Annotated in this window: 11 protein-coding genes; 8 read left to right on the top strand and 3 right to left on the bottom strand. The window is 62.3% G+C overall.

What is annotated here, in order from left to right:
- Positions 1–8: 8 nt before the first annotated feature.
- Positions 9–503, top strand: coding sequence for a GNAT family N-acetyltransferase (locus PMI37_RS09670; protein ID WP_008080328.1), 495 nt, complete (start codon positions 9–11; stop codon positions 501–503).
- Positions 504–640: 137 nt separating this feature from the next.
- Here PMI37_RS09670 and PMI37_RS09665 read toward each other — a convergent pair whose 3' ends face one another.
- Positions 641–952 carry a DUF6916 family protein gene (locus PMI37_RS09665; RefSeq protein WP_008080325.1) on the bottom strand — a complete coding sequence of 104 codons (312 nt, stop codon included), beginning with the start codon at positions 950–952 and terminating at the stop codon, positions 641–643.
- Between the two features lie 54 nt (positions 953–1006).
- Entirely contained in the window at positions 1007–1594 is a 588-nt protein-coding gene (locus PMI37_RS09660; protein ID WP_008080324.1) for a phage tail protein, read from the bottom strand.
- A gap of 241 nt (positions 1595–1835) precedes the next feature.
- On the opposite strand from PMI37_RS09660, the gene PMI37_RS09655 reads away from it, so the two are divergent.
- From PMI37_RS09655 to PMI37_RS09625, 7 genes are all read left to right on the top strand, one after another.
- On the top strand, positions 1836–3416 hold the full coding sequence (locus PMI37_RS09655; protein WP_008080323.1) for a glycosyltransferase family 39 protein: 1581 nt from the start codon (positions 1836–1838) through the stop codon (positions 3414–3416).
- A 150-nt stretch (positions 3417–3566) separates the two neighbouring features.
- Positions 3567–4412, top strand: a complete 846-nt coding sequence (locus PMI37_RS09650) for a sulfotransferase family protein (protein ID WP_008080322.1) — start codon at positions 3567–3569, stop codon at positions 4410–4412.
- A gap of 56 nt (positions 4413–4468) precedes the next feature.
- Complete coding sequence (locus PMI37_RS09645; RefSeq protein ID WP_008080321.1) at positions 4469–10894, top strand: Ig-like domain-containing protein; 6426 nt, start codon at positions 4469–4471, stop codon at positions 10892–10894.
- Between the two features lie 46 nt (positions 10895–10940).
- Complete coding sequence (locus PMI37_RS09640; protein ID WP_008080320.1) at positions 10941–12458, top strand: TolC family protein; 1518 nt, start codon at positions 10941–10943, stop codon at positions 12456–12458.
- Positions 12442–13047: an adenylyl-sulfate kinase gene (gene cysC, locus PMI37_RS09635; RefSeq protein ID WP_008080318.1), complete on the top strand. Its 606-nt coding sequence runs from the start codon at positions 12442–12444 to the stop codon at positions 13045–13047. Before PMI37_RS09640 ends, cysC begins: the two co-directional genes overlap by 17 nt.
- A complete protein-coding gene (locus PMI37_RS09630; protein WP_008080317.1) occupies positions 13044–13829 on the top strand; it encodes an aspartyl/asparaginyl beta-hydroxylase domain-containing protein in 786 nt (261 codons plus the stop codon). Before cysC ends, PMI37_RS09630 begins: the two co-directional genes overlap by 4 nt.
- Complete coding sequence (locus PMI37_RS09625; RefSeq protein ID WP_008080316.1) at positions 13817–14761, top strand: sulfotransferase family protein; 945 nt, start codon at positions 13817–13819, stop codon at positions 14759–14761. The genes PMI37_RS09630 and PMI37_RS09625 overlap by 13 nt, the downstream gene beginning before the upstream one ends.
- An 80-nt stretch (positions 14762–14841) precedes the next feature.
- On the opposite strand, the gene PMI37_RS09620 is transcribed toward PMI37_RS09625, so the two are convergent.
- A complete protein-coding gene (locus PMI37_RS09620) occupies positions 14842–15600 on the bottom strand; it encodes a slipin family protein (protein ID WP_003220464.1) in 759 nt (252 codons plus the stop codon).

The following is a 15600-nucleotide window of genomic DNA, read 5'->3' as shown; positions in this document are numbered from 1 at the left end:
AGAGCAGGATGACGGACAGCGCAGCAGTGGCGGCAGAGGGATTGGTGGTACGGCCTTCGCGGGCAACCGACGGGCCGTTTTTGCAAAGTCTTTATCAAACGGCGCGGCCGGATCTGCAATGGATCGACGGCGAGCCGGAACACGTGCAGCAAGTCGTCGCCCAGCAGTTTCAGGTGCAAGAGCAGGGCATGGGCGACAACTACCCCAACGCCATGCACTACGTGGTGGAAAAACTCGGCACCGCCATCGGCGCGTTGAGCACCGATTTCGGCGCCAATGAGATTCGCGTGTTGTACCTGGCGTTCATCCCGCAGGCGCGCGGCCAGGGCTTCGGCCGTGCCGTATTGCAAGGCGTGCAGAAAGCCGCGCAACAGATTCGTTGCCCGGTGGCGACGGTGGTCTGGACCAGTAATCCACACGCGCGCAGGCATTATCTGGCATTGGGTTTTGCCGTCGAAGAACGCAACCCCGCCGCCGAACGCCTCGTCTGGTACCCCCAATAACCCCCTGTAGGAGCTGCCGCAGGCTGCGATCTTTTGATCCTGTTTTTTCAAACTGAAACTCAAGATCAAAAGATCGCAGCCTGCGGCAGCTCCTACAGGTCAACGATGCTTTTGATGTTGGTTTAACGATGGCCGGGTCAGTTGAAGGTGACGTGGAAGTAAGCCAGCGCCGGGTCGCGCCCCATCGCGGGTACCCGCGAGACGAAGATCCCTTCGACCCGCCCCAGTTCCGGCAGCTCCAGGGCACACAAACCGTCGATGAATTCAGTCGGTTCCAGGCTGCTCAATTCGACGCAGAATGGCATGCGCTCGCTGTAGCGCATTTTCGCCAGCGGTTTTTCTTCGAGTTCTCCGATGTGGATCTGCAGCGCACTGCCATCGGGCAGATGCAGGGTGCCAACGCGACCCAGCAGTGCCTGGAAATGTTGGCTATGAACCGATTGCAGCATGGTCTCGCTCCAGCAAGGTGAGGTGTCGGGGGAGGTGGCTCCCCCGGCGTTCGGTCAGTTGCGCGAAGGAAAAATGCCGTTCAGCGCGATGCTGAAGTTGAGCACCAGATACGGGTTCATGATCGGCAGGGGCAGGCCATTGCCGGTCGGCGTGATGGTCCCGCTGATGGTGGTGGCTGCGCCTTTGAGCGGTACCGGCGATGCGCCTTGAGCGTCGGAAAAAATATTCGCCAGGCCCGGCCCGGTACCCGAAGCGCCGATGTAGGCGTTGGTCGCAGTCGGCGCGCCCGCCGGGTTACTCGCCGGGTTGGCCAGTTGCACGGTGGTGGTGGCCGTGAGCCCGGCCAGGGTGTGGGTGTGGTTCGGCAAGTTGTTGAGGGTGGCGGTGACTTGCTCGGCGCCGGAAATTTCCCCCATCACCCTCGGTGTCAGGCCGGGGCCGTTGCCTTGGCAGATCGGCAGGCGGCTTTGCAGGTTGGGCAGCCCGAACGTCTGCTGGCCGTTGCCTCCATACACCGTCCCCAGCAGTGCAAACAGCGCCTGGTTCTGGTTGATTCCGATGATCTGACCGTTGCACAAGGCCCAGCCGCTGGGCGCATAGTTGAAGGCAAACGTCAGAACAGTGCCCATGTAAACGTCCATAAAGTCCTCATCCTTCTGATTGGTTGTCGGCGGGCCGCTAGTGAATTCAGGCTGCTGCAGTTGCCTTGGCACTCCGTGGCCAGGTCACGCCACGCCAGAGCGTAGACGCGGATTGGCAAGGTTGCCGGATGTCGTGAAAAGGCAAACCGGCATCGACGGTGCTTGTGCGGCTGACCTAAAGTGACTGGCAGGTTTTTGCGGTTCATACGGTCGTGGCGATGTGGTGCGGCGAGAGGAAACGATGGCGCTGAACAGAGTAACCCCGGTGGGCGACACCCAGGATCCGCACGCGACACCAGGGCCGTGGTTTGCCGGTTTGCGCTTGCTTCGTTGGGCCAGAGAACACTGGCTGCTGCCGATCCTGTTGTTGGCGGCGGCCGTGCGTTTTTACGATCTGACGGCTGCGGCGATCTGGGGCGATGAGGGTTCCAGTCTGCTGCTGGCGCGTTACTCGCTGGGCGAGATCTGGCGCCACGCGGCCTACGATGTGCACCCGCCGCTGTACTTCATGCTGCTGCACGGCTGGATCGATTTGTTCGGCGACGGCATTTTTGCCCTGCGCAGTTTCAGCGCCCTCGCCGGGATCGCCGCCGTCGGGTTGGGCATCTGGCTGGTGGATCGACTGGCCACCCGCCGCGCCGCGATCTTCGCCGGCCTGCTGCTGGCGCTGTTGCCGACGGCGGTGCGCTACAGCCAGGAAGTGCGCATGTATGCGCTGCTCGGGCTGTTGCTGATGGCCGCGACGCTGGCGCTGGTCTACTGGATCCGGCGCCCGCAGCGTCATGCTTATCTGCTGTTTTACCTGCTGTTGATGACGGCAGCGTTCTACACCCATTACTTCGCCGTGCTGGCGGCGCTGTGCCACTGGATTTATCTGGCGCTGATCCGGGTCCAGCGTGGCTATCGCTTCCGGCATATCCAGCGCCCGGCGTGGTGGCTGGCGAATCTGGCCATCGTCGTGTTGTACCTGCCGTGGTTGCCCCATCTGCTCGATCTGACCCAGCACATGGAGCAACTGAAGGTGGGCGGGGACGTGGGCTGGGAGCCGCCGGTGAGCCTCGGCTCGTTGCCGTCGATGATCTGGTCCTGGCTGATTCAGGACGATGGTGAAAACCTGCCGCTGCCGGTGTTCGGCGCCTTGCCTCTGGCTCTGTTGACGCTGGCAGCGGTGGCGGTGATCCGTGATCGCAGCGTTTCGCGGGGCAGTGTCTTGCTGGCCTTGTACACCGGCGTGCCGCTGTTGCTGGTGTTTGCGGTGTCGTTCATCACGCCGGTGTTCATCGAACGCTACTTGACCGCTTATGCGCTGGGCCTGCCGCTGTTGGCGGCGCTGGCCATCGACCGTTTGTACAGCCGCGTGCGGGTGTTGGCGCTGGCGGTGCTGGTGTCACTGGTGGCGGTTGAACTGGTCGGTGTGAACAACAACGCCACGGTCGACAGCAATGACCAGCTCGACCGGGTGGTGAACTACGTCAATCAGCATTTCCAGCCCGGCGATCGCATCGTCACCAGCGACATGCTCTGGTACTTGAGCTACGTCTACTACGATCGCACCGGCGCCCAAGTGCGCCTCTACACGCCGCCGACTGCCGATGGCCATCCGACGCGGCCGAACGAGTACGGTTTTGGCACGTTGGTGACGCCCGATGTGTACCTCGACAGCCTTGCCGAGCTGAACGGCAATGGCCGGGTCTGGCTGGTCGGGTCGTTCGATGATCCGGCGGAATTTCTGCCGCTGCCGCCTGCCTGGACCGTCGGCGCGGAGGTTCACGCGGGTGGTGTACAGGCACGATTGTTCGTGGCCAGATCGCCGGCCAACTGAGCCGTGACGGGACTAAAACGATTCATCTGCTTATTCGCGATTAAAAGTTAATCAGTTAGTTCTTTTTGCTCTGAGTGATATCAAAACACTACTAGTCGCAGGGTTACTAGTTGAACTACGCTCTGTCGGACAAAAGGACTTCCGATTACGGTGAAGGGATTGCAGCAGTTCCACTTTATCTCCGGCTTGCCGCGCTCAGGCTCGACCCTGCTTTCTGCGATCCTTTTGCAGAACCCGCGCTTTCATGCCGGCATGACCAGCCCGGTCGGTTCTCTATTCTCCAGTGTCCTTGAACAATGCAGCGCCGGCAGTGAGTACGGCGCGGTGATCGACACTGCCATGCGTAGGCGCCTGCTGCGTGGCCTGTTCGAATCCTTCTATGCCGACAAGGCCGACAAGCCGTTGGTGTTCGACACCAACCGGCAGTGGAGCTCGCGTCTGCCAGCGATCCGCGATCTGTTTCCCCAGGCCAAAGTCATCGCCTGCGTGCGCAACGTGGCTTGGGTGATGGACAGCCTCGAACGCCTGTATCGCGCCAATCCCTACGAAAACACCAAACTGTTCAGCGACGCTGCCGAACGCAACACCGTTTACAGCCGCTGCGAAACCCTGGCCCAGCGCAATCGACTGGTGGGTTTTGCCTGGGCGGCGCTCAAGGAAGCCTATTACGGCGAGCATGCCGAATCGTTGCTGATCGTCGATTACGACCTGCTCAGCCAAGCCCCGGAACGGGTCCTGCGACTGGTCTACGACTTTATTGGCGAGCCGTGGTTCGAGCACGATTTCGAACACCTGGCCTATGACGCGCCAGCGTTCGACCAGGGCCTTGGCCTGGCCGGCCTGCACACGGTCAAACCCAAGGTTGCCTTGCAATCACGGCGCACGATTCTGCCGCCGGATCTGTTCAAGCAATACGCCGATTTGTCTTTTTGGCTCGATGGCTCAGCCAGCGCCGCCAATGTCATTCGTATGAAGTCCGACGCCGCGATCAGTTGATCGCGGCGTTTTTCATTGATGCGTCACGTACCTTCGTTCGAGTTCGGGTGAGCAACATGTGGTGGACCCTTTTTGGTGGGGCAAAGGTCAAGTCTCAGGCAACCGCAGGTCAGCGTCCGCTGGCCTCGCCGCTGATCATGTCGCTGGAACCGCGCATGCTGTTCGACGGTGCGGTCGCCGCCACCGTGGCCGACACGGCCGCGCAGGCGGACAGCCATGCCCCTACCGCTGCCGATGCGGCCAAGGCGCCGACGGCCGATCACCCGGTCGCGAGCAAAGACACCCACGGTCAGGCTGATGCCGCACCCGCCGCCAGTCCTGTTGCCGTACCGGGCCAGAGCGTGGTCTTCGTCGACTCACGAGTGAAGGATGCTGACGCCCTGCTGCAAGGGATCGCGCCCGGCACGCAAGTGGTCAAGCTCGACGCTACCAAGGACGGCCTGCAGCAGATCGCCGATTACCTTGATCAACATCACGGCGTCAGTTCGGTGCAGATCATTGCCCACGGCAATGCCGGTGATTTGTGGCTGGGCAACAGCTATCTGTCCGCCGACAACGTCGCGCAACGCAGCGCGATTCTTGGCGAGATCGGCAAGGACATGAACGTCGGCGGCGACATCCTGATCTACGGTTGCTACACCGCCGAGGGCGATCGCGGCTTGAGTTTCGTCGACTCGCTGGCGCAGTTGACCGGGCGTGACGTGGCGGCATCGAACAACCGCACCGGCGTGGGTGGCGACTGGGATCTGGAGATCGCCACCGGCACCATCGAGAGCGCCAATGTGCTGTCGAGCAAAGCCATGAGCGAATACCAGTGGGGACTGGCCACGTGGACGGCGACCAACAATCTCAACTCGGGCGTCGGCTCGTTGCGTGCGGCGCTGGCGTCGGCGCAGAACGGTGACATCGTCACGTTCAGTTCCGGCATGACCGTCCAGCTCACCTCTGAATTGCTGATCAACAAGAGCATCACCGTCGATGGCGACCTGAACAACGACGGCGTGGCCGACGTGACCCTCGACGGTCAGTACAAGACCCGCGTGGTGGAAGTCACCTCCGGCAACACCGTGACCCTCGACGGGCTGGTGATTACCAAAGGTCTGGTGGCGGGCAACGGTGGTAATGGTGGTTCAGCCGCTGCGGGGGCCATGGGCGGTGGGATTTTCAACGCCGGGACTCTGACCCTGAACAACGTGACAGTGACTGCCAACGCCGCCTCCGGCGGTGGTGGTGGCGGTGGTGTGACCGGCGGTTATGTCGGCGGTGGCGGTGGCGGCGGTGCGGGTATCGGTGGCCAGTCCGGTGGCCATGGCGGTACTTCTGGCCCGGGCACCGGCACTTATGCCGGGGGGGCGGGCGGTGCCAATGCCGGCGGCTATGGCGGTGGTTACAGTCCGACCGACATGGGCGGCCGCGGCGGCACCAGCACCGGTGGCGTCGGCGGCAATGGCGGCAGCGCCGGTGCCGGTTACAGTCATGGCGGCAACGGCGGTTCGGCCAGTAACGGCACGCTGTCCATTGGTGGCGGCGGCGGTGGTTCCGGTTGGGACAAAGTCGGTGGCGTCGGCGGCAATGCGGCCGGCGGCATCTACAACGCTGCAAGCGGCACCCTGAAAGTCATCGGCAACTCGGTCATCAGCAATAACATTGCTGCCGGTGGCGGCGGTGGTGGTGGCGGTGGGGTCGGCAGCAACGGCGCCGATGGCGGGGCTGGCGGTCGCGGCGTCGGCGCGATCTGGAACAACGGCGGCGTGGTGCTGATCACCGCGAGCAACTTTGCCGCGATCAGTGGCAACGGCGCTGCCAGCGGTGGTGGTGGGCTTTCCAACGGCGGTTCGACCGGCACAACGCCGAGCGCACTGGTGGGCATCTACAACAACGGCGGTACGCTCAACACCGCTTACGTGGAACCGCCGACTGCCACCATCGTGGTCGCCGACACCGCGCTGAAAATCGGCGAAACCTCGCTGGTGACCATCACCTTCAGCCGCGCCGTAAACGGTTTTACCAACGCCGACCTGACCATTGCCAACGGCACGCTGACCAATGTGTCCAGCGCCGACGGCGGTATCACCTGGACGGCAACCTTTACGCCGACCAACAACATTACCGACACCACCAACCTCATCACCCTCGACAACACTGGGGTGACGGCGGTGTCCGACAGCGTCGCCGGTGTCGGCACCACCAACTCGAACAACTACGCGATCGATACCCAGCGTCCGACTGCGACAATCGTGATGAGCGATACGGCGCTGAAAATCGGCGACACCTCGCTGGTGACCATCACGTTCAGCGAGGCAGTGAGCGGTTTCACCAACGCTGACCTGACCATTGCCAACGGTACGCTGACCAACGTCAGCAGCGCCGACGGCGGCATCACCTGGACGGCGACGTTCACCCCGAACGCGAGCATTACCGATGCCACCAACCTGATTACCCTCGACAACACCGGGGTGGCGGATCTGGCCGGCAACGCCGGCAGTGGCACCACCGATTCGGCCAATTATGTGGTCGACACCGTACGACCGACAGCGACCATTATCGTTGCCGACACCAATCTGGCGGCAGGCGAAACCTCTGTGGTGACCATCACCTTCAGCGAAGCGGTGAGCGGCTTCACCGCCGCCGACCTGACGGTGGCCAACGGCACCTTGACCGGACTGAGCAGCAGCGACGGCGGCATTACCTGGACCGCCACGCTGACGCCAACCACGAGCGTCACCGACACCACCAACCTGATCACTCTGGACAATACCGGGGTCAATGACCTGTCCGGCAACGCCGGCACTGGCAGCACCAACTCCAACAACTACGCGATCGACACCGCACGGCCGACGGCGACCATCGTGGTCGCCGATACCGCGCTGAAAATCGGTGAAACCTCGCTGGTGACGATTACTTTCAGTGAAGCGGTCAGCGGCTTCACCAACGCCGACCTGAGCATTGCCAACGGCACGTTGAGCGCAGTCAGCAGTGCGGATGGCGGCATCACCTGGACGGCGACGTTCACGCCGACCAGCAGCATCACTGACGCTACCAACCTGATCACCCTGAATAACACAGGGGTCGCGGATCTGGCGGGCAATGCCGGCAGCGGCACCACTGATTCCAACAATTACGCGGTCGACACCGTGCGGCCGACCGCCACCGTGGTGTTCACGCAAAGCACCTTGAAAATCGGCGACACCTCGCTGGTGACCATCACCTTCAGCGAAGCGGTCAGCGGTTTTACCAATGCCGACCTGACCATCGCCAACGGCTCCCTGACGGCGGTCAGCAGCGCGGACGGCGGCATCACCTGGACGGCAACGTTCACACCGAGCGCGAACATCACCGACGCCACCAACCTGGTGACGCTGGACAACACCGGCGTCGCCGACCTGGCCGGCAATGCCGGCAGTGGCACCACCGATTCGAACAACTACAGCATCGACACCCAGCGGCCGACCGCGACCATCGTCGTCGCCGATCCCGCGCTGAGCGCCGGCGAAACGACACTGGTGACCATTACCTTCAGCGAAGCGGTCAGTGGTTTCACCAACGCCGACCTGACCGTCCCCAACGGTACGCTCACGGCGGTCAGCAGCGCCGATGGCGGCATCACCTGGACGGCGACCTTCACGCCGACCGGCGGGATCAACGACACCAGCAACATCATCACCCTGGCCAACACCGGTATCGCCGACCTGGCCGGGAACGCCGGCACGGGCACGACCAACTCCGGCAACTTCACCATCAACACCGTGGCGCCAACCGCGACCATCGTCGTCGCGGACAACAGCCTGACCATCGGCGAAACGTCGCTGGTGACCATCACCTTCAGCGAAGCCGTCACCGGTTTCAACAACGCCGACCTGACAATTGCCAACGGCACGCTGACGGCGGTGAGCAGCAGCGACGGCGGTATCACCTGGACGGCGACTTTCACCCCGACCAGCAACATCACGGACGCGAGCAACCTGATCACCCTCGACAACAGCGGTGTGCAGAACGCCGTCGGCAACGCCGGCAGTGGCACCACCAACTCCAACAATTACGCCATCGACACCCAGCGCCCGACCGCCACCGTGGTGCTCGCCGATTCAGCGCTGGGCGTCGGCCAGACCACCACCGTGACCATCACCTTCAGCGAGGCCGTCAGCGGTTTGACCCTGGCCGACCTGACCGTGGCCAACGGCACGCTCTCCGGGCTGAGCACCTCGGACAACATCACTTACACGGCGACGTTCACTCCATCGGCGGGCATCACCGACACCAGCAACATCATCACCCTGGACAACACCGGCATCACTGACATCGCGGGCAATTCCGGCAGCGGCACCACCGATTCGGCCAACTACGTGATCGACAGTCAGCGCCCGACCGCCACCATCGTCATCAGTGATACCGATCTGCGTCCCGGTGAAACCGCGCTCGTCACCATTACTTTCAGTGAGGCGGTCAGCGGATTCGACAACAGCGACCTGAGCGTTGCCAACGGCACGCTGAGCAATGTCTCGTCGAGCGACGGCGGCATCACCTGGACGGCCACCTTCACGCCGACCATCGGCGTCAGTGACGCCACCAACCTGATCGTGCTGAACAACGCTGGCATCAGCGATCTGGCGGGCAATGCCGGCAGCGGCATCACCAACTCGGCCAACTATGCGGTGCAGACCGAAGTGCCGACCGCGACCATCGTCGTCGCGGATACCGCGCTCAAGGCCGGCGAAACCTCGACGGTGACCATCACCTTCAGCGAGGCCGTCAGCGGTTTCACCAATGCGGACCTGACCATCGCCAATGGCATCCTGAGTAACCTCACCTCCAGTGACGGCGGCATCACCTGGACGGCGACACTCACGCCGACCGCCAACATCACCGACACCACCAACCTGATTACCCTCGACAACAGTGGCGTGACCAACGCCTCCGGCAACAGCGGCGTCGGCACCACCGCTTCGAACAATTTCGCCATCGACACGGCGCTGCCGACCGCGACCATCGTGGTCGCCGACAATCGCCTGGGCATCGGTGCAACCACCACGGTGACCATCACCTTCAGTGAAGCGGTCAGCGGTTTTGACCTGTCGGACATCAGCGTCGCCAACGGCACGCTGGCGAACCTGACCAGCAGCGATGGCGGCATCACCTGGACCGCCACGCTGACACCGACGGCCAACGTCAACGACACGACCAACCTGATCATCGTCGACACGGCCGGTGTGCAGGATCTGGCCGGCAACCTCGGCGCGAGCATTGCGATTTCCAACAACTACGCGCTCGACGCGACCCGGCCGACGGTGAATATCGTGGTCGCCAATCCCCACTTGGGCATCGGCCAGACCACCACGGTGACGTTCACCTTCAGCGAGGCGGTGAGCAACTTCGATCTGTCCGACCTGAGCGTGACCAATGGCGATTTGAGCAACCTGAGCAGCAGCGATGGCGGCAAGACCTGGACCGCGACCTTCACGCCAACGGCCAATGTCACCGACCCGAGCAATTTCATTGCGCTCGACACCAGCAATGTCACCGATCTGGCCGGCAACGTCGGCAGCACAGTGGCGGTGTCGAACAACTACGCGCTCGACAGCGAGCGGCCGAGTGCGACGGTCGTCATTGCCAACCCGAACATCGGCATCGGCCAGACCTCGCAGGTGACCATTACCTTCAACGAGGCGGTCAGCGGTTTCGATCTGTCAGACATCGCGGTGGCGAACGGCACCTTGTCCAACCTGAGCAGCAGCGACGGAGGCAAGAGCTGGACCGCCACCCTGACACCGAACGCCAACGTCAACAGTGCGAACAACGCGATCAGCGTCAACAGTGCCGGGGTCAGTGATGCGTCCGGCAACAGCGGCAGCGGCGTCAGCAGTTCCAACAACTACGCGATTAATACGGTGCCGGTGGTCGTGCCGCCCACCGTGCCCACTGTGCCGACCACGCCGACCAGTGTCGTGATCCCGGATCCGTTGATTCGCAGCAGCGACCCGGTGGTGCCGGCACCGCCACCGAACGTGCCGCTGCAGCCGTTCATCTTCACTCCACCAACCGGCGAGCTCGGTTCACCGCTGACCTTTGCGCCGCTGTTTGAACAACGGGTGATCGGCAACGGCATTCGCCCGCTTGGCGATATTTTCATCAATCACGGTGCCCTCAGCCGCAGTTACATCGCGCAAGTGTTCAGCAGCAGTGACAGCAGCGGCGATGGCTCCGGCCACGGGTTCCTCGGTTTTGGCGGTGGTGATGGCGGCGTATTCGCCAGCAGCACACTGGCGAGCCTGTTCAGTCAGGACCGTGCTGCCGAGCGGGATGCGCTGAACGCATTCGGCAGCCAGTCGCTCAAGGCCGGCGATATTTCCCAAGGCCTGCGCGGTGTGTTTGGCGCGCCGACACTGGGGCAACAACTACAACAGCTCAAAGACACCGAGCAGCACCGGGTCGACGACCTGGCGGCAGCGCTGCAACAGGTCGGCATCAGCGAAATGTCAGCCTGAACTCACCATTACTCAACACTGTGCAGGACCTAGGGGCGATCCAGGGATGAAGAAAAGTCAGAAGTTGTTCGGCGCCAGCCTACTGGCGCTGGCGATCAGCGGATGTGCAGTGACCAGTGACCCGATTGAGCGCAGCGTCAGCGAGCAGCGCGCCAAAAGCGATCTGCAAGGCATGTACAAGGATCAGGAACCGCTGCGCGGCCCGTTGACCCTGCACCAGGCCATGGCCCGCGCGGTGAAATACAACCTCGAAGGTCGCTTGAAGATCATGGAGGAAGCGCTGGCCAAGCGGCAGCTCGACCTCGCCAGTTTCGACATGCTGCCGCGCATGGCGCTGGACGCCGGGTACGTCGGGCGCAACAACGTCAACGCCTCCAGCAGCCAGAGTGTGCGCACCGGCACCCAGTCTCTTGAACCATCGACCTCGCAGGACCGTGACCGCGACGTAGCCGACCTGACCATGGTGTGGAACGTCCTCGACTTCGGCGTCAGCTACATCAGCGCCAAGCAGCAGGGCGACCAGCGCCTGATCGTTCAGGAACGGCGCCGCAAGGTGATCAACACCATCGTTCAGGACGTACGTTCGGCCTATTGGCGAGCGATGGCCGCCGAGCGTCTGCTCAAACAAATCGACAGCCTGATGGCGCGCGTGCAGACCGCCCGCGACAACAGCCAGACCCTGAGTGATCAGCGTATTGGTGATCCGGTGCAATCGCTCGGTTATCAGCGTTCGCTGATCGAAGCGACCCGCCAACTGGAAGAGCAGCGTCGTGCCTTGTCGCTGGCGAAAACCGAACTGGCCACCCTGATCAACCTGCCGCTGGGCACCAACCTGACCTTGGCCACCGATGACGGTTATCAGATTCCCGAACTCAAGGTCGATCTGGCGAAACTGGAGCAGGAAGCCCTGACCAGTCGCCCGGAACTGCGCGAGCAGGACTACCAGACGCGCATCAGCGCTGCCGAAACCCGCAAGGCCATGCTGCGCCTGCTGCCGGGCCTGGAGTTTTCCGCCGGTGGTCATTACGACAGCAACTCGTTCCTCGTCGAGCAGGGCTGGGCCGATTACGGCGTGAAAATCACGTGGAACCTGTTCAACGTGATTTCCGCACCCGCTGCAATCAACGTCGCCAAGGCAGGTGAAGAAGTCGCCACCGCGCGGCGTCAGGCGATGTCGATCGCGGTGCTCGCGCAGCTCTATGTGGCCAACGCCAACTATCAAGAAGCGTTGCGCCAGTTCAAGACCAATCAGCAACTGTCGGACATCGACGGACAAATCGTCGGCCAGTTGCGCAACCGTCATCAGGCGGCAGGGATCGGTGAGCTGGAACTGATTCAGGGCGAACTGAACAACCTGCAAGCGGATCTGCGCCGCGATCTGTCGTACGCCGACCTGCGCAATGCTTATGGCCAGATCTTCGCCAGTGCCGGCCTCGATCCGCTGCCGGATCAGGTGCAGTCGACCGCAGTGCAGTCGATTGCCACCGCGCTGGCCAACCGTGAATCGGCTTGGGCGGCGGGGGATATCTCGACGCCAGTGGTGGCGCATGCTCCGGCGCAGTGATGTGCTGGCGCCGAGCGCCAGTGTCAGCCGCACCCAACGCGAGGTTCGAAATGGGCATCGCGGTGCAGCGATTCTGTTGACCGGCCTACCGGCGGCGGGCAAGTCGACATTGGCGCAGGCGCTGCACGCCGAGTTGTTCGGGCGAGGTTTGCAAAGCGTGGTACTGGATGGCGACGGTTTGCGCATCGGGCTCAATCGGGATCTGCGATTCACCGACGCTGATCGCCAGGAAAATATTCGTCGCGCCAGCGAGCTCGCCGCGTTGCTGGTGGAAAACGGGCAAATCGTGATTTTGGCGATGATTGCGCCACTGGTTGAGCTACGTGAGGTGTTCGCGCAACGGTTAGGTGAGGACTATCGCGACGTTTGGTGCAGCGCCTCTCTGGCTGTTTGCGAACAGCGCGACCCGAAAGGACATTACGCACGGGCGCGACGCGGTGACCTCGCTGGATTTACCGGAGTGTCGGCACCGTATGAGCCGCCAACGCAGGCGTCGCTGGTGCTCGACACCGATGCGCAAACGGTCGAAGCCTGCCTTGATCGATTGCTGACCTGGCTCGGCGAGTGCGCGGTGTTGCCCAGGACATGAGCCGGCCGGCGTTCTCGCGATTGCCGGTGACGGTGGATTTGCCGCTGTTGCTGCAAGCGCTGGCGGCGATTGCCGACGACGCCTGGCGCAGTCACTTCAACACCGAGTATTTCTCGGGTGACTGGAGTGGCGTCGCGCTGATTTCGGCAGCCGATGCGTTGACCGAACTGTCGCCCGGTCGCGGTGAGCCGTTGCTACGCGAACCGTGGTTGCGTGATGAGCGCTGGCGCCACGGTTTGCGCAATCTGTCGCTGAATATCGTCAGCGCTCGACTGCTGCGCCTGGGCCCTGGCGCGCGCGTTCACGAACATCGCGATTACGATCTGAATGGCCCGGACGCCGATCGCCGTTTGCACATTCCGTTGCTCAGTCCGCCCAATGTCGACTTCTGGCTCGACGGTCAACGCGTGCCGATGGCTGCCGGGGAATGCTGGTTTCTCGATCTCGCCCGTCCGCACCGAGTGGATAACCGCGATACCGCTGCGCGTATTCATCTGGTCATCGATTGCAAACCCGATGCCTGGCTTGAGCAGATGATCGTCGAAGGATTGCCCGACACACCAGCGCCGGGTTTGGCCGATACCGACTTGCAGCGCTTTCAGAGGCTGGTGACTGAGGATGACTCGCTGTCACTGGCCTTGCGCACGCTGCATGACCCTGAGATGTTTATCGCCCGAACGCTGGAACTCGCGGCGGAACGCGGCCTGGTATTTTCTCGCGAAGAACTGCGTACCGCGATGCGCAATGGTCGTCGGCAATGGCACGAACAATGGAGCTGTTGAGTTTCGACGGTTGGCTGCCCATTCGTGTCTGGCCGGTCGACGGGCAGTGGCGGGTGGATTGGTGCTGGTTCGGTGACACGCCGTTGCATCAGCCGTTTTTCCGTGAGGCGGTGGACGATGCACTGCGGCTGCCCTTCAATCAGGCGTTTCGACGGCAGACGACGCTGTCGGCGCTGACCGAATGGCAAGCGCAAAGCCCCGGCCTCGTACCAAGCGCTTTTATTCTGCACGCCTCGCGCTGTGGCTCGACGTTGATCAGTCAGATGCTCGCGCAACTCGACGATCACATCGTGGTGTCCGAACCGCCACCGCTGGATGCGCTGTTGCGCGGTGATTTGCCTGATGCCGAACGCGGGGCCGCCATCGTCGGCTTGCTCTCGGCATATGGTCAGCGCCGACGCGGTGTTGAACAGCGTTTAGTGGTCAAACTTGATGCCTGGAACATCGGTGAATGGCCGCTGTTGCAGACCTGTTTCCCGGACACGCCGTGGCTGTTTCTCTATCGTGATCCGCTGGAAATTGCTGTTTCCCATCTGCGCCGTCCGGGCATGCACATGGTGCCGGGGATGCTCGGTGATTGCGTATTGGAGGATGGGTTGCAGTTCGAGGGCCGTGAAGATTTTATCGCGCGGCGTTTGGGGCGGTTGTTGGAGGCGGGGTTGCTACATTGTCGGGATTCGGCCGGTTTGGCGGTGAATTACAACGAGTTGCCCGATGCGATGGCTGGGCGCTTGGCGCGGTTCTTTCGATTGAATGATGTGCAGCGTCAGCAGGTGTTTGCCGCTGCCGCGCAGCATGCGAAACAGCCTTCGCAAGTGTTTGTTGCCGATGGTGAAGACAAACGCCGCGAGGCTTCGGCGCTGTTGCAGGCGCGTGTGCAGACGTGCGCGCGAGCGCCCTATGAAGCTTTGGAAAAATTGCGTGGAGCCTGAAAAGATCGCAGCCTTCGGCAGCTCCTACATTGGAATGTGATCCCCTGTAGGAGCTGCCGCAGGCTGCGATCTTTCGCTCCTCAAGATTTCCCCGACAAATCCGCCATGCCCTTGAGCAACTCGATCGGCAACGGAAAGACAATCGTCGAACTCTTGTCGCCGGCAATCGAACTCAAGGTCTGCATATAACGCAACTGCATCGCCCCCGGCTGACGACCGAGCATCTCGGCAGCCTGCATCAGTTTCTCCGAGGCCTGCAATTCGCCTTCGGCGTGGATGACTTTTGCCCGTCGTTCGCGTTCGGCTTCAGCCTGCTTGGCGATGGCGCGGACCATCGATTCGTTGAGGTCGACATGTTTGATCTCGACGTTGGCGACCTTGATGCCCCATGCATCAGTCTGCGCATCAAGCACCTGCTGGATGTCGATGTTCAACTGCTCGCGCTCGGCCAATAACTCATCGAGTTCGTGTTTGCCGAGCACCGCGCGCAAAGTGGTCTGCGCCAACTGACTGGTGGCCGAGAGAAAATCCTCGACCTGAATGATCGCCTTCTGTGGGTCGAGCACGCGGAAATACAGCACGGCATTGACCTTCACCGACACGTTGTCACGGGTGATCACGTCCTGCGGCGGTACGTCGAGAACAACGGTGCGCAGATCCACGCGAACCATTTGCTGCACCACCGGAATCAGCAGGATCAGCCCCGGGCCTTTGACCTGCCAGAAACGTCCGAGCTGGAACACCACGCCGCGCTCGTATTCACGCAGGATGCGGAACGTCGAGCCGGCGAGGGCAATCACCAACAACAGCAGCGCAACAAAACCGATTTGCAGACCCAT

Source organism: Pseudomonas sp. GM80 (assembly GCF_000282515.1).
Lineage (GTDB): Bacteria > Pseudomonadota > Gammaproteobacteria > Pseudomonadales > Pseudomonadaceae > Aquipseudomonas.
The sequence above is the reverse complement of the archived record's forward strand: the minus strand, read 5'-3'. Positions and strand labels throughout refer to the sequence as shown.

Coding starts and splice junctions, on each gene's coding strand:
- PMI37_RS09670 (WP_008080328.1), top strand. CDS start 9: ATGACGGACAGCGCAGCAGTGGCGGCAGAGGGATTGGTGGTACGGCCT.
- PMI37_RS09665 (WP_008080325.1), bottom strand. CDS start 952: ATGCTGCAATCGGTTCATAGCCAACATTTCCAGGCACTGCTGGGTCGC.
- PMI37_RS09660 (WP_008080324.1), bottom strand. CDS start 1,594: ATGGACGTTTACATGGGCACTGTTCTGACGTTTGCCTTCAACTATGCG.
- PMI37_RS09655 (WP_008080323.1), top strand. CDS start 1,836: ATGGCGCTGAACAGAGTAACCCCGGTGGGCGACACCCAGGATCCGCAC.
- PMI37_RS09645 (WP_008080321.1), top strand. CDS start 4,469: ATGTGGTGGACCCTTTTTGGTGGGGCAAAGGTCAAGTCTCAGGCAACC.
- PMI37_RS09640 (WP_008080320.1), top strand. CDS start 10,941: ATGAAGAAAAGTCAGAAGTTGTTCGGCGCCAGCCTACTGGCGCTGGCG.
- cysC (WP_008080318.1), top strand. CDS start 12,442: ATGCTCCGGCGCAGTGATGTGCTGGCGCCGAGCGCCAGTGTCAGCCGC.
- PMI37_RS09630 (WP_008080317.1), top strand. CDS start 13,044: ATGAGCCGGCCGGCGTTCTCGCGATTGCCGGTGACGGTGGATTTGCCG.
- PMI37_RS09625 (WP_008080316.1), top strand. CDS start 13,817: ATGGAGCTGTTGAGTTTCGACGGTTGGCTGCCCATTCGTGTCTGGCCG.
- PMI37_RS09620 (WP_003220464.1), bottom strand. CDS start 15,600: ATGGGTCTGCAAATCGGTTTTGTTGCGCTGCTGTTGTTGGTGATTGCC.